The organism is Curtobacterium sp. 260 (genome assembly GCF_030803485.1).
GTDB lineage: Bacteria > Actinomycetota > Actinomycetes > Actinomycetales > Microbacteriaceae > Curtobacterium.
Genome location: NZ_JAURUY010000001.1, coordinates 114,784 through 137,609, shown reverse-complemented (window position 1 = coordinate 137,609; position 22,826 = coordinate 114,784). Strand labels below are relative to the sequence as shown.

Below are 22,826 nucleotides of genomic sequence, written 5' to 3'. Positions count from 1 at the left end.
GCCTCCTGCCGGAGACCGGGCCCGATCGTCGCGCGTGTGGCTCAGGCCTCCGGGCTCGTCGACCCGCCGGCCATCGTCTCGGCGTCCGCGCCTCGTGCATCGGCGTAGCGGTCGCGCAGGTCACGCGCCTTCTCCGAGCGGTACCAGTCGAGTCGCGCACCGGTCTCCACCGTCTGCATGCCGATCACGACCTTGCCGCGGGAGCGCATCTCGGCCAGGTCCTCGTAGGCGTCGACGATGTACTCGAACGGGTAGAAGCCCGAGATGAGCACCTGCACGCGGCGGTCCTGCACGGCCTTGCCGAGCAGGGTGAGCAGGTCACGGGCCTCCTCGTCGTCGGCCGGTGCCCGCAGGAACCGGATCTCGACGTCGCGGCGGTGCTCGGAGGTCACCAGCCGCTCCGACGGCACGCCGAGCCGCGATGCGAGGTCCGCTGCACCGCCACCGCCGTGGTTGTCGATGAACGCGGTGATCGGCCGGCCGGCCGCCATCTGCCGGATGCGGTCCTCCTCGCCCTCGCCGTACGCGACCGGCAGCGTGCCGATCTGCCGCAGGTAGTCGTGGTTCCGCGGGCTGCCGAGGGCGATGACGGTCGCGCCGGCGTCGTGCGCCAGCTGGCACTCGATGTGCCCGACACCGCCGGCAGCGGCGGAGATCACGATGGTGTCGTCGGGCCCGAGACGGAGTCCGCGGACGATCGTCGCGGCGGTGGCACCGGCCAGGTAGAGGCCGCCGGCGACCTCCCACCCGACGTGCTCGGGCTTCTTCACGACCGCACCGCGGCGCACGCGGATCCAGGTGGCGTGCGCACCGCCCTCGGGCGCGTGGCCCATCACCTCGTCGCCGACCTTGAGGTCACGGACCTCGGCGCCACGGGCCCGGACGATGCCGGCGAAGTCGACGCCCTGGTGGGCAGGGAACTCGAGGTCGATGTGGTCGCGCAGCTTCCCCTCGCGGAGGAACCGCTCGACGTGGTTCAGGCCGGCGGCGACGACCTCGACGACGACGTCGCCGGGTCCGGGCTCGGGACGTTCCTGCGGGACGAGGTCGACGACGTCGAACCCGCCGTACCGGTCGTACTGCACTGCACTACCGATGCGCATGGGGGACTCCTTCCGTGGGCATGGCTCCGGTGTACTCGCGACGCCGGGACGGTGTCCGTGAGCGAGGGGTCTCGAGCACCGTCAGCGCGCGGCGGGCCCCGCCTGCTCCGCGATCCGTGCCACCGTCTCGGCGTCGAGCGCGAAGGCGAGCACGTCGCGGTCCGGGTCGGGGACGCGGACCGGTGTCGACCAGACGGAGCCGTCGGTGGCGACGTCGACGACCAGTGCGCCGTGGGCGACGTGGGCGGACTCCTCGGCGTACGGTCCGACGACGTCCGTGTCGTTCGCGACCCCGGGCGCGACGAGCACCGGGACGCCGGCGAGCGACCCGGCGCTGTGGTGGTGCTGGTGCCCGCCGAGCACCACCCGGACGTCCGAGCCGTCGAGGAGCTCGGCGAGGTCCTCGGGGTCCTGCAGGCGGAGGGCCTCGTGCAGCAAGGTCGGCGAGGGCACCGGCGGGTGGTGGAGCACGACGACCGTGCCGTGTGGGACGGGCTCGCCGGTGAGCGCCGCGCGGAGTCGCTCGAGCGCGGTGTCGCTGAGCGCGCCGTAGCCGGCACCGGGGACGCTCGTGTCGACCGTCACCACGCGGAAGCCGGCGACGACCGACTGCCCGGAGACCGGCACGGACGGCGGGACGTACTCCATCGTGTGCGCGAGCGGCGTGCCGCCCTCGCCGAGGACGTGGCCGTTCGCGAGGACCTGGCGGAAGCCCTCGCGGAGGTCGTGGTTGCCGGGGACGAGGACGAGTGCGGCGCCGTGCCGCTGGGCCCAGGCGCCGATCCGCTCTCGAGCCGTGCGGTAGGACGCGGGACTCCCGTCTTCGGACACGTCCCCCGAGACCACGACCAGGCCGACGCCCGGGACCCCGTCGACGTGCGCGAGCACCGCGTGCAACGCCGCCGTCGTGTCGACCGACCCCTGGTGCAGGGCACCGTCACCGGTCAGGTGCGTGTCGGACAGGTGGAGGATGCGGAGGGTCCCGGCTGCTGGCGGCTGCATGGGCCTCACGGTAGCGACGCCGGTGATCGACGGACTGGACGGCGGGTCGGTGTTGCCTGGTGATCGACGGACCGGACGGCGGGTTAGCGTTGCCCGGTGACCGACGCTCCGATCGACCTGCGCTCCGACACCGTGACCCGCCCGACGCCCGCGATGCGCCGGGCGATGGCCGACGCCGAGGTCGGTGACGACGTCTTCGGCGAGGACCCGGAGACGAACGCCCTCGAGTGCGAGATCGCCGACCTGCTCGGCCACGAAACCGGGCTCTTCACCCCGACCGGCTCGATGGCGAACCAGCTCGGGCTGCGGCTGCACGTCGCGCCGGGCGAGGAACTCCTGGCGGACGTCCGGGCCCACGTCGTCCGCGCCGAGCTCGGTGCCGCGGCGGTGTTCTCCGGCATCACGACGCGCACGTGGTCCTCGGAGCGCGGACGCCTCGTCGCGGCGGCGGTCGCGGAGGTGGCTGAGCCGAACGCCGGCGCCTACAGCGTGTCCACGACGGCGATCGCGATCGAGAACACGCACAACTTCGGTGGCGGGACCGTGCAGCCCGTCGACGAGGTCCACGCCGTGCAGGCGTTCGCGCGGGAGCACGGCATCGCGGTGCACCTCGACGGTGCCCGGCTGTGGAACGCCCACGTCGCGTCGGGGGTCGCGCTGCGCGACCTCGCCGCGGGGTTCGACACCGTGTCGGTCTGCCTGTCGAAGGGGCTCGGCGCGCCGGTCGGCTCGGTGCTCGTCGGCTCCCGGGAGCACGTTGCCGCGGCCCGCACCTGGCGGAAGCGCTACGGCGGGGGCATGCGGCAGACGGGCTTCCTGGCCGCGGCGGGCCGGTACGCGCTCCGGCACCACGTCGACCGTCTCGCCGAGGACCACACCAACGCCCGGGTGCTCGCGTCCGCGCTCGACGTCGACCCCGCGACCGTCGACACGAACATCGTCTTCGCCGAGGTGACCGATCCGGCAGCCTTCGTGGCCGCGGCCGCCGAGCAGGACGTGCGGGTGATGCAGCTCGGCCCGAGGCACGTCCGGCTCGTGACGCACCTCGACGTCAGCGCCGAGCAGGCCGCCCGTGCCGCCGAGGTCCTGGCGGCGCTCCCCCGCTGAGGGGCCGCGACCGGTCGCCGGGCGCTCGCGTCCTGCGCCCGGTCAGGCGCACATCCAGCGCGAGCCGAAGGCGTCGTGGACCCGACGCAACGCGTCCGGGGTCCCCCACTCCTGGACATCGACGCAACCAGGACCCGCCTGCGCCGCGACGACGCCGAACCGCCCGACACCGCTGTACGCGTACCGGACGCCCGACGCGGCAGCCTGCGAACCGGCGCCGAGCGATCCCTCCGGCAACTGCAGCCGGCCGCCGTCGGGGAAGACGAGCACCTGACCGATCGGCTCGCACTCCGGCGGGTCGTCGGACGCCAGGGCGGAGACCGAGACGGGCGCTGCGCCGTTGCACGCCGGGAGCGGGGCCGCGTCGCTGCCCGACAAGGTGAGGACACCCTCCTCCGGATCGACGGCGACGCACCCGGTGCACAACACCGCGAGCACGCCGAGGACCGCGGGAACGAGGACGGGTCGGATCGTCACGGGCCCAGTCTGCCGCGGACCGCGCCGCGGTGTCAGCGGTCGGCCCAGGGGGCGGCGGTCGGTCGGTCGGGTTCAGCGGTACACGTCACGGCGGTGGCCGATGACCAGCACGAGGACCACCAGACGGTCGTCGACGATCTCGTAGACGATCCGGTGGTCGCCCACACGGACCCGGAACTCGCCCGGCCGGCCGACCAGCGCGGTCGACCCTGGCGGACGCGGCGTGGTGCGGAGCAGGACCAGGGCGGCGAGCAACCGCCGCTGCACGACCCGGTCGAGCTTCGTCAGCGCCTTCGCGGCACGCTTGGTCAGCTCGACCCGGTACTCGACGGGCGAGGCTTCACCCAAGCGTGATGCCCAGCTCGCGGGCGACCTGCTCGAGGGGCAGCGTCTCCGGGTCCTCCGCGAGTTCCCGCCGAGCTCGATCGACAGCGGCCCGGTCCATCGCGTCCTCGAGCGCCTGCAGTGCCCGGCGAGCCAGTTCCGCCTCGAGCACGACGACCTGCTCGCGGCCGCGGACCGTGATGGCGACCGGTTCGCGGTGCGCATGGTCGATGAGGTCGGACCATCGCTGGCGTGCTTCACTCGCGGGCAGGTTGTACATGTACCGATCGTACGACTCGTACGTCCGGTTGGGAAGGGCTCGGTGGGAGCGGATCGGCGGTCAGGTCGCGACGGCGGGGGTCTCGGCGGGCAGCGGGAAGGCCAGCGGATCGGCGTGCACGAGGTCGAGCGCACGCGCGACGGCGCCGAGGACCACGACGTCGCCGCCGAGCCGCGACGGCACGACCTCGGGCGTCGGGTCGTACTCCCAGGCAGCCAGGTGCTCGCGCGCCCGCTCGATCACGGGAGCGGCGGCGTCGGCGATCGCCCCGGCGACGACCACGCGGTCGATGTCGAGCAGGCTCGCGAGCAGGACGCAGACCCGGGCGAGGCGGTCCCCCAGCCGGTCGACGACCTCGAGCGCCACCGGGTCGAGCAGCGCGGCGGCGGCGAACACCGCCTCGGCGCCCGGCTCCTCGACGCCGCCGAGCAGGGACGCCGGACCGATGCGCCCGTCGGCCCGCGCCGCGCGGACGAGCTCGCGGGCGGTGCGTCCGATGCCGTTCGACGAGGCCACCCCGTCGACCAGGTCGAGCACCCGGAGCTCACCGGCACCGCCCCGGGCACCGCGGAGGAGCGCGCCGTCGACGACCAGGCCGGCGCCGAACCGCTCGCCCGAGAGCAGCGCCGCGAACGAGGCGTCCCCCGACGAGGGCCGTTCGGCCAGCGCGGCGGCGTTCGCGTCGTTCTCGACCACGACGACACCGTGGGGCACGACGTCCGAGAAGCCCGGGTTCATGCTGTCCCAGAAGCCGCCGTCGCGGGGTGACGCACCGAGCGCGTCGACCGGAGCCGGGATGCCGACGACCGTCACGAGCACGCGGGCGGCGTCCACGCCGGCCGCGGTGAGTGCCGCCGCGACGGTGTCGGTCGTCACACTGAGCCGGACGGGCACCTCGAGCCCGGACTCGCCGAGCGCCCCCTCGGTGCGGGCGAGGACGGTGCCCCGCAGGTCGGCGACGAGCGCGGTGACGCGGTGCTGCCCCGCGTCGACGCCGACGACGACCCCCGCGTCCGCGACGAGTTCCCAGCGCCGGGCGGGCCGGCCCTTCCGGTACTCCCCTGCCGTGCGGGCGTCGTCGAGGTCGCGGAGCCAGCCGAGCCGGACGAGCTCCGCGCACGCGGCGAGGACGGTCGAGCGGGTCAGCCCCGTGGCGTCGATCGCCTCGGTCGCCGTGAAGGCACCGGACGTCGGCTCGAGGGCGTACGCCAGGACCGTCTCGGCGCTGGTCGCGCGGGGGGTCACACGGCGCTGTGGCATGCGCCGACCCTACCGCGACGCGACTTGCTTGCGCGATTAGATTTTCTGAGTACATTTAGTCGCGCGAGCCGACACCGACGCCGGCACGCGAGTCGGAACGGCAGGGACGCCGGGTCCGGACGGACGGAGACGACGTGCAAGCACACGCCACCACCAGGAGCACGGCCGGGGTCACCCGCCGCGGGTTCCTGCTCGGTGCGGGCGGCATCGGCGCGGGCCTGGCACTCGCTGGGTGCGCCCCGCTCGGAGGATCGAGCAGCCGACCCGAGACGATCACCTTCTACGTGTCGAAGCCCGAGGTCATCGGGTACTTCGACGACGTCATCGCGAAGTTCCACGACAGCCAGTCCAAGATCCGCGTGGTCCGCGACTCGACGTCGAACATGTCCGCGAACTTCGTCCGGAACCGACCGCCGGACCTCGGGTGCCTGAACTACAACTACGCGATGGTGTCGTTCGTCGAGCACGGGGCCCTGACCGACCTGTCGGACCTGCCCGAGAAGGACACGATCAACCCCGACCTCTGGCCCCTGATGCGCCAGACCGCGGACTACCCGGGCCGGACGAGCGTCCTGCCCTACTCGGTGACCGCCGCGTCGGTGATCTACGACAAGCAGCTGTTCGCGCAGCAGGGTCTGGAGGTGCCGACGACCTGGAGCGCGTTCACCGACGTGTGCGAGCGTCTCGTGAAGGCCGGGATCACCCCGATGTACGGCACGTACAAGGACAACTGGACGATCGCCCAGGGCATGTTCGACTACTCGGTGGGCGGCATGCTCGACGTGCCGTCGACCTTCGCGGCGCTCGACCGCGAGGGCACCTCGGTCGGCAGGGGGTCGGCGGTGTCGTTCGAGAAGGACTTCGCCGCTCCCGTCGGCCGCATGGTGGACCTGCTGCAGTGGCACCAGCAGGGCGCCGCCAGCCGGGGCTACGGCGACGGCAACCTCGCGTTCGCGCAGGGGAAGGCGGCGATGTACCTGCAGGGCCCCTGGGCGCTCGGCGAGATCGCGAAGACGAACCCCGACATGGACCTCGGCACCTTCCCGTTCCCGGCGACCGACGACCCCGCCGACAACAAGGTGCGCGTCAACGTCGACCTCGGGCTCTGGATCCCCGAGGCCTCACGGAAGCAGGAGGCCGCCCGCGAGTTCCTGTCCTTCCTGATGAGCCCGGAGATCAGCGACCGGTACAACGCCGACAACAACGGCTTCGGTGTGCGGAAGGACTCCCCTCCGGTCTCGAACCCCGCGCTCCGCGGCATGCAGGACTCGTACGACCAGGCCGCGTTCTACCTCGGCGCCTCGCAGCTCATCCCCGCCGAGATCCCGGTGGCGAACTACCTGCAGTCCATCGCCTTCGGCGGTGCGCCCGACCCGCAACTCCGCACCCTCGACGGCGACTGGGCGCGGCTCGCGCTCCGGTCGGCCGCGTAAGGAGACGACCTTGGCCACCACGACCACCGAATCGATCACGACGGCGGACCGCCGCCGCCGGGGCGGAGCCGCACCGCGCGTCCAGGCCGGCGTCCGCGGACGCGCCAAGCGCGTCGATCCGCTCTTCCTCCTGTTCCTCGTCCCCACGCTCGTGCTCTTCACCCTCGCCATCACCCTCCCCGCAGCGATGGGCATCGTGCTGAGCTTCACGAACTCCGTCGGCTTCGGCGAGTTCCGGTTCACCGGCCTGACGAACTACGTCGCGGTGTTCTCCGACCCCGCGATCCTGCAGGCGTACCTGTTCACCATCGGGTTCTCGCTCGTCACCGTGCTCCTGGTGAACGCCGTGGCGTTCCTGCTCGCGATCGCGCTGACGTCGAAGATCCGCGGCAAGATCGCGCTCCGCGGCGTCTTCGTCCTGCCGATGGTGATCTCCGGCATCGTCATCGCCTACGTGTTCTCGTTCCTCTTCGCGAACAGCCTGCCGGCGCTCGCGACCACGCTCGGCATCGCCCCGCTCGAGCAGAGCATCCTGGCGAACCCCGACCTGGCGTGGGTCGCGATCGTCGTCGTGACCGCCTGGCAGGCGATCCCGTCGACGCTCCTCATCTACATCGCCGGCGTCCTGTCGATCCCCGGCGAGGTGTACGAGGCCGCGGCGCTCGACGGTGCCAGCGCCTGGCGGCAGCTGGTCTCGATCACCGCACCCCTGACGGCGGGCTACATCCTCATCAACCTCGTGATCGGGTTCAAGAACTTCCTGAACTCGTACGACATCGTCGTCGGCCTGACCGACGGCGGCCCGGGCACCTCGACCACGACGGTCGCGATGTCGATCTTCAAGGGCTTCAGCGGCGGCGACTACGCGTACCAGATGGCGAACGCGACGATCTTCTTCGTGATCGCCGTCGTCATCGCCGTGATCCAGCTGCGGGCGACCCGCGGGAAGGCAGCGCTCTGATGACCATGCAAGCACCCCTCCGTCCGGGCACGACGGCGACCGGCAGCATCCGGTCGGTCGACGCCGACCGCACCGCCGGACGCCGCGGTGAACGGTTCAACTGGCCGGTCACGATCGTCCTCGCGCTGTGCACCCTGTCCGTCCTCGTCCCGCTCTACGTCACCGTGACGATGGCGTTCAAGACCACGACGCAGGCCGTGGACGGCAACGCGTTCTCGCTGCCGGCGCCGTTCAGCGTCGACGGCTTCGTGCAGGCCTGGGAGCTCACGGACTTCCCGCGGGCGTTCGGCGTCTCGGTGCTCATCGCGGCGATCACCGTCGTCGGGACGATCCTGCTCGCGTCGTTCACGGCGTACGCCATCGCCCGGAACTGGGAGCGCCGCTTCTTCCGCTGGTCGTTCTTCTACCTGCTCGCCGCGATGTTCCTGCCGTTCCCGGTGCTCGCACTGTCGCAGGTGAAGCTCACGGGCCTCGCCGGGCTGGACAACCCGTTCGGCGTCGCGATCCTGCACGTCATGTTCCAGCTGTCGTTCAGCGTGCTGCTCTTCACCGCGTTCCTGCGCTCGATCCCGGCCGAGCTGGAGGAGAGTGCCCGCATCGACGGTGCGAGCACGGGGCAGGTGTTCTGGCGACTGGTGTTCCCGCTCCTCGCGCCGATGAGCGCCACCGTCGGCATCTTCGCGTTCCTGGCGTCCTGGAACGACTTCGTGATGCCGTCGCTGATCACCTCGGACCCGGCGCTGCAGACCCTGCCGGTGCTGCAGCAGATGTTCCAGACGCAGTTCAGCAACAACTACAACGTGTCGTTCGCCTCGTACCTGATGGCGATGGCCCCGGCGATCATCGTCTACCTCGTCACCCAGCGATGGGTGATGGCCGGCGTGACCCAGGGCGCGATCAAGTGACCCCGCCGTCGCAGTCCGCGACCGCGGACACGAACGCAGCTGCAACGACCACGACCACCACCCGCACGAACAACGAAAGGCCCGACGTGACCGACACGCTCGTCCAGCCCGCAGCCGCCACCGACGCCGAGACCTGGTGGCGCCAGGCGAGCGTCTACCAGGTGTACCCCCGCTCGTTCGCCGACGCGGACGGCGACGGCATCGGCGACCTCCGCGGGGTGACCTCGCGGGTGCCGTACCTGGCCTCCCTCGGCATCGAGGCCGTCTGGCTCAGCCCGTTCTACCCGTCCGCACTGGCCGACGGCGGCTACGACGTCGACGACTACCGCGAGGTCGACCCGCGTCTGGGCACCCTCGCCGACTTCGACGAGATGGTCGATGCCCTGCACGGCGCCGGCATCCGGGTCATCGTCGACATCGTGCCGAACCACACGAGCGACCGGCACGAGTGGTTCCGCGAGGCGCTGGCGTCGCCGAAGGGCAGCCCGGCCCGGGACCGCTACGTGTTCCGCGACGGCACCGGTCCCGACGGGTCCGAGGCGCCGGCCGACTGGGTGTCGATCTTCGGCGGCCCGGCCTGGACCGCCGTGGGCGACGGCCAGTGGTACCTGCACAACTTCGCGACGGAGCAGCCCGACCTGAACTGGGCGAACCGCGAGGTGCGCGACGACTTCCTGCACACGTTGCGCTTCTGGTCGGACCGTGGTGTCGACGGCTTCCGCATCGACGTGGCGCACGGCCTGGCGAAGGACCTGCCCGCAGGCGAGCTGCCCACGTGGGCCGAGGTGCTCGCCGCCCCGAAGGACGGCTCGCACATCCTCTGGGACCGCGACGACGTGCACGAGATCTACGCCGAGTGGCGGACGGTGTTCGACGAGTACACCCCGGCACGGACCGCCGTCGCCGAGGCCTGGGTCGCAGCCGACCGCCGTGCCCGGTACGCCAGCGCCGAGGGACTCGGGCAGGCGTTCAACTTCGACCTGCTCGAGGCGGACTTCGACGCACAGCAGTTCCGCACGATCATCGAGTTCAACCTCGGGCTCGCCGAGCAGTCCGGCTCGTCGACGACGTGGGTGTTCTCGAACCACGACGTCGTCCGGCACGCCACCCGCTACGCACTGCCCGCCCGGAACGGCGACGAGCAGAAGCAGGGGTCCGCGTGGCTGCTCGCGGGCGGTGACCAGGCGGCGCTCGACCGTTCGCTCGGACTCCGTCGGGCCCAGGCGGCGACGCTCCTCGAGCTCGCACTGCCCGGCTCCGCCTACCTTTACCAGGGCGAGGAACTCGGCCTGCACGAGGTCGGCGACATCCCCGACGCCGAGCGCCAGGACCCGGCGTTCTTCCGGAACCCGGGCGTCGACGTGGGCCGTGACGGCTGCCGCGTGCCGATCCCGTGGACGCGGCAGGGTTCGTCGTTCGGGTTCGGCGACGGCGGCTCGCACCTGCCGCAGCCGGCGTGGTTCGCGCAGGTCTCGGTCGAGGCGGAGGACGCCGACCCCGACTCGACGCTGAACCTGTACCGGAAGGCCCTGGGCCTGCGCGGCCAGCTGCAGTCCGAGGAGCACCTCGAGTGGCTCGAGACCGGTCGCGACGACGTGCTCGCGTTCCGCCGGCCGAACGGCTGGACGAGCGTGACGGTGTTCGGCGACGAGCCGTACGCACTCCCCGCCGGCGAGCTGCTGCTCGCCTCCGCGCCGGTGGCAGACGGCGCACTGTCGGGTGTGGGGACCGCCTGGTTGCGTTCCTGACGGGACCCGGTGGCGGACGGGAGGCGCGGTGCAGGCAGGCACCGCGCCTCCCGTCCGTCAGGGGCCGTTCCGCGCGAAGGAGGGCGAATCGCTCGTAGGAGGCCCGGAGCTCCGTCCTCCTACGAGCGGATCGTCCTCCCACCGCAAGCACGATGGACTCATTCGTCGCCGGTAGGGTCGGCAGCATGAGCGGCGCGAGCATCAGCGTGCGGGACCTCGTCATGCGCTTCGGGGACCGGGACGTCGTCGACGGGCTGTCGTTCGACGTGGCCCCCGGCGAGACCTTCGGGCTGCTCGGCAGCAACGGTTCGGGCAAGACCACCACGATCCGGGCCCTGCTCGGCATCACGACGCCGACCTCCGGCACCCTGCTCGTCGACGGCGCACCGTACCGACCCGCGACCGGCGGCATCGGGTACCTGCCCGAGGAGCGCGGGCTGTACCGCAAGGAGTCCGTGCTCGACGTCATGACCTACTTCGGCACGCTGCGGGGCCTCCGCCGCACCGAGGCCGCGGCATGGAGCACCGAGTACCTCGAGCGCGTCGGGCTCGCCGGCCGCGCGAAGCTCCGTGTCGACAAGCTGTCCGGCGGGCAGCAGCAGAAGGTGCAGCTCGGCATCACGATCATGGACCGACCGCGCCTGCTCATCCTCGACGAACCGACGAAGGGGCTCGACCCGGTCAACCGTCGGCTGCTCCTCGACCTGGTCGACGAGCGGAAGGCGGACGGCGCGACCGTGGTCCTCGTCACGCACCACATGGACGAGGTCGAGCGCCTCTGCGACCGCATCCTGCTGCTCAAGGACGGCCGGGCAGCCGCGTACGGCAGCATCCCCGACGTGCAGGACGCCTTCGGTGGCGCCGTCGCCCGGGTGCAGCTCACCGGCACGGTCCCCCGTTCTCCCCTGTACCGCCTCGCTCGGCACGAGGGTCACGTCGCCCACCTGGTGCCCACCGAGGCAGCCGCGGTGGACGGGTCGGACATCCTCGCCGCGCTCATCGGCGCAGGTGCGCACGTGACCGCGTTCGAGATGCGCCGCATCCCGCTCGACGAGATCTTCGTCCAGGTCTACGGCCACGACGCCGGGGCCGACCAGGCGCCGGCCGGACGGGCGTCGACGCAGCACACCACCGCGAGCGGGGCGGTGGCGTGAGCCGGCTCGGGACGGTCGTCCGCTTCGAGTTCGTCCGCGCCGTCAAGAAGCCCGCGTTCTGGATCGGCACCCTCGCGCTCCCGATCGTCGTCGTCCTGGTCTCGGTGCTCGTCGGCGTCGGACAGGCGGCCGGCTCCGACTCGATCTCGTCGAGCGCCTCGGCGGCGAAGACCTCGTTCCGGTACGTCGACCACTCGGGCCTGGTGTCGGCGCGGATCGCGGCCGAGTGGGGCGGGTCGCCGTCCGACGACCCGGCCGCCGACCGCGCGGCCGTCCGGGCGGGCACGCTCGAGCTCTTCGTCGAGTACCCGGAGAAGCCGTCGGCGCAGGCGATCCGGCTGGATGGCGCCGACCGAGGACTGTTCGAGAACGGTGGCTACTCCTCGCTCGCCGAGCGGGTGCTCGAACGCAGCGTCGCGGCCTCGGTCGGTGACGACGAGGCCGTCGCGCTCCTCCGCGCCCCGCCGTCGACCGACCTGACCACGTACGCCGACGGCCGCGTCGCACCGGGCTGGCTGTCGATCGTCCCGCCGCTGCTCTACGCCCTCGCGTTCTTCGGCATCGTGATCCTGCTCGCGACCCGCATGGTGACGGTGGTCGTCGAGGAGAAGGAGAACCGCATCTCCGAGATGATCCTGACCGCGGTGACGGCCGGTGACCTGATCCGGGGCAAGGTCCTCGCCATGTTGCTCGTCGGGCTCGTGCAGGTCGGGGTCGTCGTGCTGCCGGGGCTCGCGGTCGCCCTGGTCGCACTGCCCCTCGTCGCGTCGCGGCTCGGCGGCCTGACGGTGGACCCGTGGCGGATGGTCGTCGGTGCGCTGCTGCTCGTCGGCGGGGTGCTGCTCGCCTGCGGGCTCTTCGTCGCCGTCGGCGCTGCGGTGCCCTCGATCAAGGACGCCTCGACGCTGCAGTCCGCCGCGATCTTCGCCCTGATCATCCCGCTCTACGCGGCGTTCTTCGTGATGACGACGCCGTCGTCGCCGGTGGCGGCGTTCTTCACGTACTTCCCCACCTTCACGCCGATCACCGCCATGGTCCGGAACGCCGTCGGATCGCTGTCCGTCGTCGAGTCCGTCGTCTGCATCGTCGAGGTGTTCGCCGTGGCCGCGGTGCTGCTCTGGTTCGCCGAGTACCTGTTCCGCCACTCGGTGGCGCAGTACGGGTCGAAGGTCACGGTGCGGCAGATCGCCGGCTGGCGCCGGGGCCGAGCCCGGGCACGCTGACGCGGTCCGACGAACGCGGGTCGTCGACGGGCCGACGGGTGTCGACGGCGGCACCGCTCGTGGGTCAGCCGCGGACGAGCGCCTCGTCCACGTCCCAGGCCACGGCTTCGGGCTCACGCCAGCCGTGCCGGAGCGTGTGCACGGCACGGTCGTACTCGACCAGGACGTCGAGGTACGGCCGGACGAGCATCTGCAGCTGGAGTCCCTCGTAGACCGCGAGCAACTGGGTCGCGGCCTGGTGGGCGGGGATGCCGATGGTCTCCAGACCGGCGTCGACGTCGCGCTGCAGCCCGACGGTGAGCTCCTCGACGTACTCCTCGAAGCGCTTGCGGAAGAAGCCGGCGAAGTCCCGTTCGGACGCGGCGAGGGTCACGACGCCCGCGAGCACCCGGACGAGACCGGGGTCGGCGACGTCCTCGGCCAGGGTCATCCGCACGTGCTCGAGCGTGCACCGCGGCACCGACGACCGGCGGGATCCGCGGAGCTGCAGCCAGCGGTCGTAGACCACCAGGAGCAGTCCGTCCCAGGTCGGGAAGAGCCGGTCGACGACCGTGCGGTCCACGCCGCAGGTCTCGGCGACCGTACCGGCGTCGACCTCGTGGAACGGGTGCAGCCGGTAGGCCCGGATCGCCCCGCGCACGATCCGCTCGGCCAGCGACGCGTCGTCCTCGACGGACCCGCCGTGCATGTCTGCCATCCCGACAGTCCACCGCACCCGGCCCCGGCGTGTCTCCACCCAGTGCGGGGGTCAGGCAACACCTGTCGAGCGCGTCAGCCCACCGTCACCGGCGCCGCCGAGGGCTTGCGCCCCTGCTGTACCCAGACGAAGAACCCGGTCAGGGTGAAGGCGCCGTAGAAGACGTACATGAGCCCGGACGCGTAGTAGCCGGCCGAGAAGAGCAGCGGCACCCCGACCAGGTCGACCGCGACCCAGATCAGCCAGAACTCGACCCAGCCCTTCGCCATGCCGTACGTCGCCAGCACGGACCCGACGAAGATCCAGGCGTCGCTCCAGACCGGCTCGTACGAGCCGAGGGCCCGGAACACGGGCGTCAGGACGGCGGTGCCGCCCACCAGCGCCACCACCAGCAGCCCCCGGGTCGACCAGGAGGCCCACCGCGGCTCGACGACGGTCGTCGCCTCGTCCGCGCGGTGCGTCCACCGGTACCACCCGTAGACGCTGACGACGATGAACATGACCTGTCGGCCGGCTTGGCCGAGCAGGTTCACCGGGTTCGGGGTGTCGAAGAGCGCACCCATGAACACCGTGAAGAGCAGGGCGTTCCCGAGGATCCCCACCGGCCACGCCCAGACCCTGCGACGCATCCCGCCGAGCGCACTGAGCAGCCCGAACACGTTGCCGATCACCTCGCGCCAGAGCACGGTCTGGTCGCCGATGACGAGCTGCGCGTCGAACAACCACCGCACGATGCCCATGGGCCCTCCTCGTTCCGAGACCGTGCAACCGTACGGGCAGCGGGCACATTCCTCCGGCCGCGCGACCCCGTGTGACGTGCCGGTCTAGGCTCGGGCAGCGTGACGGACGGGCTCGTGGAGGACGCGGTGCGGCGAGCGCAGACCCTGCTCGACCACGCGGCCGCGCGCCTGCGGGGAGCGGGCGTCCGCGACGAGGCCCTCGGCGAGTACGTCGAGCCCCGTGCGGTCCTCGGGATCCGTCGGGAGCCGACGATCCGCTCGCTCGGCCGGGTCTGGCGCCTCGGAGCCCTGCTGCTCGGGTCGTCCTCCGAGACCGCCGGTGAGGTCTGGGCGACCGGGCGGATCACCCGCGTGACCGACCCCGGACGCCAGCAGTTCGTCTCGGTCTCCGCCGAGGTGCGCCGCGCCTACCGGGCGGCCGCGGCGAAGGGGCACTTCGCCGCGGGCGACACGGTCAACCACGGGGCGGTGCCGATCCCGCTCGACGACTCGCTCGTCGGGGCCGACGGTGTGCTCGCCGTGGTCGACGGCGAACCGGTCGTCCGCTGGTCCCCCACCTCCGGGACCGTCGTGCCGCTCGAGGACTACCTGCGGGACCGGGTCGCGCTGCTCGTGGACCCGCCGAGGGGCGCGACCGACTGAGCTGCGTCCGACGCGGGTCGGAGGGTCAGGCTCCTCCGGAGTCGGACTCCCGACGCCCCGCCGCCACGCGGTCGAGCCACTCCGCCAGGACAGCGCGCTCGGCTGCCGTCAGTCGGTCGAGTTCCTCGACGCCGGCGCGCAGGGTCGACGCCGCGGTGCGGAGCGCCCGGTCGGGACCGGCGACGACGTCGCGCTCGGGGACGACGACCTGCGCCTCGACCGCGGCCCAGACCGTCTCGGCCAGGGCAGGGTCGCGTCGGCCCTCCGGTTCGCCCAGGATCGCGAGCACGGCACCGGTACCGGCCGCGTGCACCAGCCGGACCGCCTCCGACGCCCCGACGAGGAGACGTCCGGCCGCCGCGACCCGTCGCAATCGTTCCTCGAGCACACGCAGCCCGGCCGCCACGGCGGGTGACCCTCGCCCGCGACGCGGGTCGCTCATGATGACGAACAGGTCGGGGTTGGCGAGCCCGAAGGCGATGGTCGCGTCCCATCCCGCGCGGAGCGCCTCGACCGGGTCCGTCCCGTCCGCTCCGGCGGCGTCGACCATCGCGGCCTTCTCGGCGCTGAACACCGTCATGACGTGCTCGGCGACCGCGTCGAGCAGTCCGTCCTTGTCCCCGAAGAGCCGGTAGATCGTGGGCGCCTGCACTCCTGCTCTTGCGGCGACCGCTCGCGTCGTCACCGCGTCGACACCGCCGTCGTGGAGGAGCTCCGCAGCGCCGACCACGATGCGCTCGCGGACGTCGCGACGGGAGTCGATCGCCGGTGCGGTACTGGTCACGGATCAACGCTAACAGGTGCTTGCTTCCACCGAAAACCAGCGCTACGGTTCTCGTGTTTCCACCGATAACACGAACGAGGCCACCATGATCACGATCACCGGAGCGACCGGCGCACTCAACGGCGCCACCGCCGACCACCTCCTCGACCACCTCCCGGCATCCCGCCTCACGGTGGTGACACGGGACCCCGCACGCGCCGCGCGGTTCGCCGAGCGCGGCGTGACGGTGCGTCACGGCGACTACGACGACCCGGCGGGCCTGGTCGAGGCCTTCGCCGGCTCGGACCGCCTGCTGCTCGTCTCGTCGAACGACCCCGGAGGGGACACCGTCCGGCAGCACCGGAACGCCGTGCAGGCCGCGGCGAGCGCCGGCGTCGGAGAGGTCTTCTACACGAGCCACCAGGGCGCGGGAGCGGCGTCCCCGTTCGTGCCGGCACAGCACCACGCCGCCACCGAGGACCTGCTCGCCGAGTCGGGCCTCCGGTGGACCTCGCTCCGGAACGGCTTCTACGCCCACAGCCTGCAGTGGCTGCTGGGGCCGTGGCCGGAGACGGGGACGGTCGCCCTGCCGGCAGACGGACCGGTGTCCTGGACCGCCCGCGAGGACGCAGCCGAGGCGGCTGCCGCCCTGCTGCTGCAGGAGACGCCGGCCGAGGGGCCGGTGACCATCACCGCGACCGCGGCACCGACCTTCGGGGAGCTCACGGACCGGCTGGCCGCGCGCGTCGGTCGCGACGTCGGCTTCCGGCTCGTCGACGCGGAACAGTGGGTCGACGGCGCCGTCGCGGCGGGGCAGGACGAACGCATGGTCCGGTTCCTGCTCGGCATGTACGAGGCAGCGGCCGGAGGGTGGTTCGCAGGGACGGACCCGACCCTCCGGACGCTGCTCGGCCGCGAGCCGAGGTCTGCGGACGACGCACTCGACGCCGTCGTCGCCGGCACGCGCTGAGCGGACGCCGTCGTGCCGGTCGGCCTGCCGCGAGCGCGACGCCCCGGCCGACCGGCATCAGTGGCGCGACCGCGCGGTGAGCCACTCGTCGAAGGACGGTCCGACCACCTCCGTACCCACGTCCGGCAGGAGCGCACCGTCGCGGAACGCGCGCCCCAGCCGACCGGGGATGCGGAGCGGCAGCGCACGGACACCGGGAGCGGGCAGCGACTCCGTCATCGCCAGCAGTGTCGTCCGCCGCGGCCCGGCGACCTCGACGCGACGCTCCCTGCGCTCACCCGAGACGACCTCCGCCACGACGGCGGCCACCGCGGTCAGCGCCACGGGAGCGATCGTCATCGCCGGGACCAGCGCGACGCGACCGACACCGAAACGCTCGGCGTTCTGCTCCGCGAACTCGTGCCACTGCGTCGAGCGCACCACCGACAGTTCGGCACCGGTCGTCGCGGCGGCCCGTTCCTGCGCTGCCTTGCCGGCGAAGTAGCCGTACCCCTGCACCTCCGGACGCTCGCACCCGAGGACCGAGAGCAGGACGTGCCGCGCCCCGACCGCTGCGGCAGCCGAACCGACCGCGGTGGTCGACCGGACGAAGAAGTCGGTGGCTCGTCGGCGGCTCGTCGTGAAGCGACCGGTGGCCTCGACCACCACGTCGGCGCCCCCGAGCACAGCCGCGACGTCGTCGCGCAGGACGTCGAACCCCGTCCGCCGCGACGACACCTGCACCGCCCAGCCCCGCGCGGCGATCGCCGCTCCGATCGCTCGACCCGATGCTCCCCCGCCGACGACGACTGCGCGCACCACACCCTCCCGATCGATCCTCTACAGATGTAGAGAACAGTACGATGTCCTGGCCGAGAGGGGAAGCCATGGGACGACGCGACGACCTCGCCGACGCGGCGGTCCGTCTCGTGGCGCGCGGCGGCGCGCGGTCGCTCACCCACCGCGGCGTCGACACCGAGGCAGGGGTCCCGCCCGGGTCGACGACGTACTACGCGTCGACCCGGCACGCACTGCTCGCGCTGGTGGCGGCGCGGATCACCGAGCAGCTGGCGTCCGACGTCGCCGGACTCCGACTGCCGGAGGACCCGGACGACGCCTCGGTCGTCGCGGTCGCCACCGGGTTCCTCGACGCACTCGCTGCTCGCGGCGATGCACAGGCCGCCCGGCTCGCGCTCCTCGTCGAACTGCGCGACGACCCCGGACTGCGTGCTCCCCTGACCGGCGCCGACCCGGTGCGTGACGACCTCGTCCGAGCGGCACGGACCCTGCTCGACGGCATCGGCGTCGTGGACCCGGACGGCTCCGCACGGGACCTCGTCGGGGTCGTCGACGCCCTGCTGCTCTACCGGGTCGGCGCGGTCGCCGCCGTCGATCCGAACGCGGTGCTCACGGCCTACGTCGCCGGGCTCCCGCGGAGGTGAACCCCGCGGTGGTCAGGCGCCGAGCCCGTCGACCACCGCAGCACGGGCCATCGCGTCGACACCGTCGCCGAGCGCTCCCCTGCTCACCGACCAGAGGGCGGACTCGACCAGCCGCGCCGTGCACCAGGCGGCGATGCGGTCCGGGGACTGGCCGGTCGTGTCCGACAGCACGGCGACCCGGTGCCGGACGGCGCGCAGGGGGTCGCCCGTGCGGAAGGGGTCGCCGACCTGCACGAGCACCGGGCTCAGGTCGTAGGCCGGGTCGCCGACCATCGGCTTCGGGTCGATGACGAGCCACGGCTCCCGGCCCGCCGCGAGCACGTTGCCGGGGTTCGCGTCCCCGTGCACGACCACCGACCGTGGGGCGCCGCGGGGCAGGGTGCGGAGCAGATCGGTGCCGCGGCGCACGAGTCCGGGGTCGAACGGAGGCGCGAGTTCGAGTATCCGGGCATCGGCGAGCGCCGCCCACTCCGCGGCGACGTCGGCGACGGACTCGAACGGGTGGTCGTCCGGGATCCCGGTCGCCCAGAGCCGCGTGAGCAGACCACCCGCGGTACGCAGGCGCTCCTCGGCCGGCACGTCGTCGCACTGCACGAGGCGGGTGCCGGGGTGGCAGCGCTCGAGCAGCAGCACGAAGGGGTCGTCCGGGTCCACGGCGAGCAGGCGGACCGCGCCGGCACCGTCCCACCACGCGAGCGCTGCTGCCTCGTGCTCGGCCTCGCGGTGCGGCAGGGACAGCTTGAGGACGGCATCGCCGCCGTCGGGGAGCCGCACTCGGACGACGTGCGAGACGCTGCCGCCCGCGTACGGCTCGCCCGGGTGCAGGTCCCAGCGCTCGACCGCCCGGGCGAGCAGACGCGGGACGGACGCACGCCAGTCCTGCTCGTTCGTCCACATGCTCGGAGCGTACCGAGCGCCGGGACGGGGGTGGCGGGGCGAGGGCGATACGGGCCTCCCGTCCGACCCCCGAACGGGGTACGCACTTGTCCGCCGCAGCACCGACTGCCGCGGCGTCCGGGCGGGTCTACCGTCTGTTGCGGGCGGCAACGGGGCCGTCCGACGACGAATCGAGCATCATGCAACGACGGATGAGCACGCTCCTCGCGACGATCACGGCGGTCGGACTGGTCGGCGCCCTCGCGCCGGCCGTGCAGGCACAGGCAGCCGTGCCGACCAGCGACACCCCGGACCTCGGCAGCAACGTCAAGGTCTACAGCCCGTCGACACCGACCTCGACCATCCAGGCCGACGTGGACGCGGCGTTCGACTCGCAGCTCCGCAGCAGCACGGCGCAGTTCGGCTCGCAGCGGTACGCCTTCCTCTTCAAGCCGGGCAGCTACGGTCGGCTCTGGGCGAACCTCGGCTTCTACACGTCCGTCGCCGGCCTCGGCAAGAACCCGGACGACGTCACGATCACCGGTGCGATCAACGTCGACTCCGGGTGGAACGCCGGTGACGAGAAGAACGCGACGCAGAACTTCTGGCGGTCGGCGGAGAACCTGTCGGTCGTCCCCGAGGGCGGCACCGACCGCTGGGCGGTGTCGCAGGCCGCACCGATGCGGCGGGTCCACGTCAAGGGGAACCTGACGATGGGGCCGTCCAACCAGGACGGCGGTCAGGGCTACTCGTCCGGTGGGTACATCGCCGACTCGAAGGTCGACGGCACCGTCACCAGCGGGTCCCAGCAGCAGTGGTACACCCGGAACTCCTCGCTCGGCAGCTGGCAGGGCGGGAACTGGAACATGGTGTTCTCGGGGGTGCAGGGCGCTCCCGCGAACGACTTCTCGAAGAGCTGGACCACGCTGTCGACCACGCCGGTGACGCGTGAGAAGCCGTACCTGTACATCGACTCGTCGAACAAGTACCACGTGTTCGTGCCGTCGCTGCGGACGAACTCCACCGGGGTGACGTGGCCGAACACGCCGGGGACCGACATCCCGATGCGGAACTTCTACGTCGCACACCCCGGTGACAGCGCGGCGACGATCAACAGCGCGCTGGCGCAGGGGCTGAACCTGTTCTTCACCCCGGGCACGTACCAGCTGGACGCCGCGCTGAACGTCACGCGTCCGGACACCGTCGTCACGGGCGTCGGCTTCCCGACGCTCGTGCCGACGAAGGGCAACGCGGTCCTCACCAGCTCGGACGTCTCGGGTGTGAACGTCTCGAACCTCGTGGTCGATGCGGGCACGACGAACAGCGCGCAGCTCGTCCGACTCGGCACCGGCGGCTCGCACGCCGACCACGCGGCCGATCCGCAGAGCATCCAGGACGTGTTCTTCCGCGTCGGGTCGAGCATCCAGGGCAAGGCGTCGACGACGCTGCAGGTCAACGCGGACGACACGCTGGTCGACCACATCTGGGCGTGGCGAGCCGACCACGGCGGAGCGGCCACGGGGTGGAACGTCAACACCGGCGCCACGGGTGTCGAGGTGAACGGGGACGACGTCCTGGCGACCGGGTTGTTCGTCGAGCACTACCAGCGGTACGAGGTGCTGTGGAACGGCAACCGGGGTCGGACGATCTTCTTCCAGAACGAGATGCCGTACGACGTGCCGGACAACGCATCGTGGCAGAGCCCGACCGGGGCCGGGTACGCGGCGTACAAGGTCGCGTCGGGGGTGTCGAACCACGAGATCTGGGGCGGTGGTGTCTACTGCTTCTTCAACACGAACCCCTCCGTGCACGCAGACCGGGCGTTCGAGACGCCGACGGGCGCGGGGATCCGGGCGCACGGGCTCGTGACGGTGTCGCTCGGTGACACGGGCACGATCTCGAGCGTCATCAACGGGGTCGGCGGGGCGGTACCGACGCCGGCGGGCAACACGGCGCCGAACCGGCTCGCGTCGTACAACTGACCGGGCCGGCCTGCCGCGACGGGGCCGTCGACGGCCCTCGGTTGCACGACGTGCCGCCGGCGGCACGTTCCGGTCGCACGACCTGCCGCGCCCGCCGAACACGAGCGGCACGTCGTGCGACCGGAACGCGGCCGCCGGGCCAGCCCTGGCCGCCGACGCCGACGTCGGGGCACACGCGCCGTCAGCCGGGCGTCACACGCCGCCGGTAGCGTCCGGGCATGGCACCCGACCACGGCAGCACCGACGCCGGCAGCACCGACCGCACCCGGCTCGTCCTGCCGGGGCAGTACGGACCGCTGTTCGACGACGGCGGCCCCGCGCTGGTGGTCGAGGCGCGCGAGTTCTTCACCGCCCGACCGATGCACCGTGCGAAGGCACACCTCTGGCTGAGCGCCCTCCGCCACCGGGTGCGGGAGCTCGGCGACCGGGCCGAGCACGTGCAGGTCGAGGGCCTCAAGGACGCCCTGGTCGGCCGGGACGACCTCGACGTGGTCGACCCACCCTCCCGCACCCTGCGCGCGCAGGTCCGGCACTGGGGCAGGGGCACCGAGATCCTGCCGAGCCGCGGCTTCATCACCGACGAGGCCGAGTTCGCCGAGTGGGCCGCCGAGCGCACCGGACGCTTCCGGATGGAGACCCACTACGAGCGGGTCCGCCGCCGCGAGGGCTGGCTCATGCACTCGGACGAGCCCGTCGGCGGGAAGTTCAGCCTCGACGACCAGAACCGGGAACCACCGCCCAGGGGAGCGACCACGCTCGGGCTGCCCGATCCGTGGTGGCCGACCGAGGACGAGATCGACGACGAGGTCCGCCACGACCTCGACCGCTGGGAACACGACGGCGACGTCCGCTTCGTCGGCAGGGACGACACACGCCGCTTCGCCGTGACCGCCGACGAGGCCCGGCAGGCCCTCGACGACTTCGTGCAGGTCCGGCTCGGGGACTTCGGGCCGTTCGAGGACGCCACGCTGACGAACGACTGGACGATGGCGCACTCGTTGCTCAGCGTGCCGATGAACCTCGGCGTGCTCGATCCTCTCGAGGTCGTCGAGGCAGCCCTCACCGCGCACCGCGACCACGACGCCCCGCTCGCGAGCGTCGAGGGCTTCGTCCGCCAGGTCGCAGGCTGGCGCGACTACGTCTGGCACCTCTACTGGTGGTTCGGCGACGACTACGGCGCCGAGGAGAACGCCCTCGGCGCACACGAGCGGCTCCCCCGCTGGTGGCAGGAGCTCGACGCGTCCGAGATCGACGCGGTCTGCCTGTCCACCGCGATGGAGGGCCTGCACGACCACGGCTGGCTGCACCACATCCAACGGCTCATGGTGCTCGGCAACTGGGCCCTGCAGCGGGGCTACGACCCGGTCCACCTGACGGAGTGGTTCACCGACGTGTTCGTCGACGGCACCGAGTGGGTGATGCCCGCGAACATCATCGGGATGTCGCAGCACGCGGACGGCGGGATGGTCGCGACGAAGCCGTACGCCTCCGGTGGCCGCTACATCGACCGGATGTCGGACCACTGCGGCGGGTGCCGCTACGACCCGACCAAGCGGCTCGGCGAGGACGCGTGTCCCTTCACCGCCGGCTACTGGGCGTTCCTGTCGCGCACCGAGCCCGCGCTGCGGGAGAACAACCGGATGGCGCGGCCGCTGCAGCAGATGCGGAAGCTGGCGGACCTCGACGAGGTGGTGGACCAGGAGGCGCGGCGCGGCACGCCCTGACCGGCCACGCGTCCCGTCGTGACCAGGCGTCGGA

Annotated in this window: 23 protein-coding genes; 12 read left to right on the top strand and 11 right to left on the bottom strand. The window is 72.3% G+C overall.

What is annotated here, in order from left to right; translation table 11 throughout:
* Positions 1–41: 41 nt before the first annotated feature.
* Positions 42–1,103, bottom strand: a complete 1,062-nt coding sequence (locus J2X59_RS00605; protein WP_326495345.1) for an NADP-dependent oxidoreductase — start codon at positions 1,101–1,103, stop codon at positions 42–44.
* Positions 1,104–1,184: 81 nt separating this feature from the next.
* Positions 1,185–2,105: a metallophosphoesterase gene (locus tag J2X59_RS00600; protein ID WP_326495344.1), complete on the bottom strand. Its 921-nt coding sequence runs from the start codon at positions 2,103–2,105 to the stop codon at positions 1,185–1,187.
* A 96-nt stretch (positions 2,106–2,201) separates the two neighbouring features.
* Between J2X59_RS00600 and J2X59_RS00595 the strand changes: the two genes are divergently transcribed.
* On the top strand, positions 2,202–3,212 hold the full coding sequence (locus J2X59_RS00595) for a threonine aldolase family protein (protein ID WP_326495343.1): 1,011 nt from the start codon (positions 2,202–2,204) through the stop codon (positions 3,210–3,212).
* A 42-nt stretch (positions 3,213–3,254) separates the two neighbouring features.
* On the opposite strand, the gene J2X59_RS00590 is transcribed toward J2X59_RS00595, so the two are convergent.
* The 4 genes from J2X59_RS00590 to J2X59_RS00575 all read right to left on the bottom strand — a co-directional run bounded on the left by J2X59_RS00590 (position 3,255) and on the right by J2X59_RS00575 (position 5,553).
* Positions 3,255–3,689, bottom strand: coding sequence for a hypothetical protein (locus J2X59_RS00590; protein ID WP_326495342.1), 435 nt, complete (start codon positions 3,687–3,689; stop codon positions 3,255–3,257).
* A gap of 72 nt (positions 3,690–3,761) precedes the next feature.
* Entirely contained in the window at positions 3,762–4,037 is a 276-nt protein-coding gene (locus tag J2X59_RS00585) for a type II toxin-antitoxin system RelE family toxin (RefSeq protein ID WP_066655542.1), read from the bottom strand.
* Positions 4,030–4,293 (bottom strand): type II toxin-antitoxin system prevent-host-death family antitoxin, encoded by a 264-nt coding sequence (locus tag J2X59_RS00580; protein WP_066655545.1) that lies wholly within the window; start codon positions 4,291–4,293, stop codon positions 4,030–4,032. The genes J2X59_RS00585 and J2X59_RS00580 overlap by 8 nt, the downstream gene beginning before the upstream one ends.
* A 60-nt stretch (positions 4,294–4,353) precedes the next feature.
* A complete protein-coding gene (locus J2X59_RS00575; protein WP_326495341.1) occupies positions 4,354–5,553 on the bottom strand; it encodes an ROK family protein in 1,200 nt (399 codons plus the stop codon).
* A gap of 134 nt (positions 5,554–5,687) precedes the next feature.
* Between J2X59_RS00575 and J2X59_RS00570 the strand changes: the two genes are divergently transcribed.
* From J2X59_RS00570 to J2X59_RS00545, 6 genes are all read left to right on the top strand, one after another.
* The gene (locus J2X59_RS00570; RefSeq protein WP_311206052.1) at positions 5,688–6,986 is read left to right on the top strand and encodes an ABC transporter substrate-binding protein; all 1,299 of its coding nucleotides are present in this window, start codon (positions 5,688–5,690) and stop codon (positions 6,984–6,986) included.
* Between the two features lie 10 nt (positions 6,987–6,996).
* The gene (locus tag J2X59_RS00565; RefSeq protein ID WP_326495340.1) at positions 6,997–7,947 is read left to right on the top strand and encodes a carbohydrate ABC transporter permease; all 951 of its coding nucleotides are present in this window, start codon (positions 6,997–6,999) and stop codon (positions 7,945–7,947) included.
* Positions 7,947–8,852, top strand: a complete 906-nt coding sequence (locus J2X59_RS00560; protein ID WP_066655554.1) for a carbohydrate ABC transporter permease — start codon at positions 7,947–7,949, stop codon at positions 8,850–8,852. Before J2X59_RS00565 ends, J2X59_RS00560 begins: the two co-directional genes overlap by 1 nt.
* Positions 8,853–8,938: 86 nt before the next feature.
* A complete protein-coding gene (locus J2X59_RS00555; RefSeq protein ID WP_326495339.1) occupies positions 8,939–10,600 on the top strand; it encodes a glycoside hydrolase family 13 protein in 1,662 nt (553 codons plus the stop codon).
* Positions 10,601–10,785: 185 nt separating this feature from the next.
* Entirely contained in the window at positions 10,786–11,754 is a 969-nt protein-coding gene (locus tag J2X59_RS00550) for an ABC transporter ATP-binding protein (RefSeq protein WP_326495338.1), read from the top strand.
* A complete protein-coding gene (locus J2X59_RS00545; protein ID WP_326495337.1) occupies positions 11,751–12,977 on the top strand; it encodes an ABC transporter permease in 1,227 nt (408 codons plus the stop codon). Before J2X59_RS00550 ends, J2X59_RS00545 begins: the two co-directional genes overlap by 4 nt.
* A gap of 64 nt (positions 12,978–13,041) precedes the next feature.
* On the opposite strand, the gene J2X59_RS00540 is transcribed toward J2X59_RS00545, so the two are convergent.
* A complete protein-coding gene (locus J2X59_RS00540; RefSeq protein WP_209684953.1) occupies positions 13,042–13,674 on the bottom strand; it encodes a TetR/AcrR family transcriptional regulator in 633 nt (210 codons plus the stop codon).
* A 74-nt stretch (positions 13,675–13,748) separates the two neighbouring features.
* Positions 13,749–14,414, bottom strand: coding sequence for a nicotinamide riboside transporter PnuC (gene pnuC / locus J2X59_RS00535; RefSeq protein ID WP_326495336.1), 666 nt, complete (start codon positions 14,412–14,414; stop codon positions 13,749–13,751).
* A 99-nt stretch (positions 14,415–14,513) separates the two neighbouring features.
* Here pnuC and J2X59_RS00530 point away from each other — a divergent pair, with 99 nt between their 5' ends.
* The gene (locus J2X59_RS00530) at positions 14,514–15,056 is read left to right on the top strand and encodes a hypothetical protein (protein ID WP_326495335.1); all 543 of its coding nucleotides are present in this window, start codon (positions 14,514–14,516) and stop codon (positions 15,054–15,056) included.
* A gap of 25 nt (positions 15,057–15,081) precedes the next feature.
* On the opposite strand, the gene J2X59_RS00525 is transcribed toward J2X59_RS00530, so the two are convergent.
* On the bottom strand, positions 15,082–15,840 hold the full coding sequence (locus J2X59_RS00525; RefSeq protein ID WP_326495334.1) for a TetR/AcrR family transcriptional regulator: 759 nt from the start codon (positions 15,838–15,840) through the stop codon (positions 15,082–15,084).
* Positions 15,841–15,925: 85 nt separating this feature from the next.
* On the opposite strand from J2X59_RS00525, the gene J2X59_RS00520 reads away from it, so the two are divergent.
* Complete coding sequence (locus J2X59_RS00520; RefSeq protein ID WP_326495333.1) at positions 15,926–16,789, top strand: NAD(P)H-binding protein; 864 nt, start codon at positions 15,926–15,928, stop codon at positions 16,787–16,789.
* Between the two features lie 57 nt (positions 16,790–16,846).
* Here J2X59_RS00520 and J2X59_RS00515 read toward each other — a convergent pair whose 3' ends face one another.
* Positions 16,847–17,587 carry a hypothetical protein gene (locus tag J2X59_RS00515; protein WP_326495332.1) on the bottom strand — a complete coding sequence of 247 codons (741 nt, stop codon included), beginning with the start codon at positions 17,585–17,587 and terminating at the stop codon, positions 16,847–16,849.
* A gap of 68 nt (positions 17,588–17,655) precedes the next feature.
* On the opposite strand from J2X59_RS00515, the gene J2X59_RS00510 reads away from it, so the two are divergent.
* Positions 17,656–18,210 carry a TetR/AcrR family transcriptional regulator gene (locus J2X59_RS00510; protein ID WP_326495331.1) on the top strand — a complete coding sequence of 185 codons (555 nt, stop codon included), beginning with the start codon at positions 17,656–17,658 and terminating at the stop codon, positions 18,208–18,210.
* 12 nt (positions 18,211–18,222) lie between these two features.
* On the opposite strand, the gene J2X59_RS00505 is transcribed toward J2X59_RS00510, so the two are convergent.
* Positions 18,223–19,107 (bottom strand): aminoglycoside phosphotransferase family protein, encoded by an 885-nt coding sequence (locus tag J2X59_RS00505; protein ID WP_326495330.1) that lies wholly within the window; start codon positions 19,105–19,107, stop codon positions 18,223–18,225.
* 191 nt (positions 19,108–19,298) lie between these two features.
* Here J2X59_RS00505 and J2X59_RS00500 point away from each other — a divergent pair, with 191 nt between their 5' ends.
* Complete coding sequence (locus J2X59_RS00500; protein ID WP_326495329.1) at positions 19,299–21,068, top strand: hypothetical protein; 1,770 nt, start codon at positions 19,299–19,301, stop codon at positions 21,066–21,068.
* 218 nt (positions 21,069–21,286) lie between these two features.
* Entirely contained in the window at positions 21,287–22,792 is a 1,506-nt protein-coding gene (locus tag J2X59_RS00495) for a cryptochrome/photolyase family protein (protein WP_326495328.1), read from the top strand.
* Positions 22,793–22,826: the final 34 nt, after the last annotated feature.

Bases quoted from the DNA above. Each gene is read 5' to 3' on its own strand.
- J2X59_RS00520 (WP_326495333.1), top strand. From the start codon at position 15,926: ATGATCACGATCACCGGAGCGACCGGCGCACTCAACGGCGCCACCGCC.
- J2X59_RS00550 (WP_326495338.1), top strand. From the start codon at position 10,786: ATGAGCGGCGCGAGCATCAGCGTGCGGGACCTCGTCATGCGCTTCGGG.
- J2X59_RS00495 (WP_326495328.1), top strand. From the start codon at position 21,287: ATGGCACCCGACCACGGCAGCACCGACGCCGGCAGCACCGACCGCACC.
- J2X59_RS00505 (WP_326495330.1), bottom strand. From the start codon at position 19,107: ATGTGGACGAACGAGCAGGACTGGCGTGCGTCCGTCCCGCGTCTGCTC.
- J2X59_RS00500 (WP_326495329.1), top strand. From the start codon at position 19,299: ATGAGCACGCTCCTCGCGACGATCACGGCGGTCGGACTGGTCGGCGCC.
- J2X59_RS00540 (WP_209684953.1), bottom strand. From the start codon at position 13,674: ATGGCAGACATGCACGGCGGGTCCGTCGAGGACGACGCGTCGCTGGCC.
- J2X59_RS00600 (WP_326495344.1), bottom strand. From the start codon at position 2,105: ATGCAGCCGCCAGCAGCCGGGACCCTCCGCATCCTCCACCTGTCCGAC.
- pnuC (WP_326495336.1), bottom strand. From the start codon at position 14,414: ATGGGCATCGTGCGGTGGTTGTTCGACGCGCAGCTCGTCATCGGCGAC.
- J2X59_RS00560 (WP_066655554.1), top strand. From the start codon at position 7,947: ATGACCATGCAAGCACCCCTCCGTCCGGGCACGACGGCGACCGGCAGC.
- J2X59_RS00580 (WP_066655545.1), bottom strand. From the start codon at position 4,293: ATGTACAACCTGCCCGCGAGTGAAGCACGCCAGCGATGGTCCGACCTC.
- J2X59_RS00510 (WP_326495331.1), top strand. From the start codon at position 17,656: ATGGGACGACGCGACGACCTCGCCGACGCGGCGGTCCGTCTCGTGGCG.
- J2X59_RS00575 (WP_326495341.1), bottom strand. From the start codon at position 5,553: ATGCCACAGCGCCGTGTGACCCCCCGCGCGACCAGCGCCGAGACGGTC.
- J2X59_RS00605 (WP_326495345.1), bottom strand. From the start codon at position 1,103: ATGCGCATCGGTAGTGCAGTGCAGTACGACCGGTACGGCGGGTTCGAC.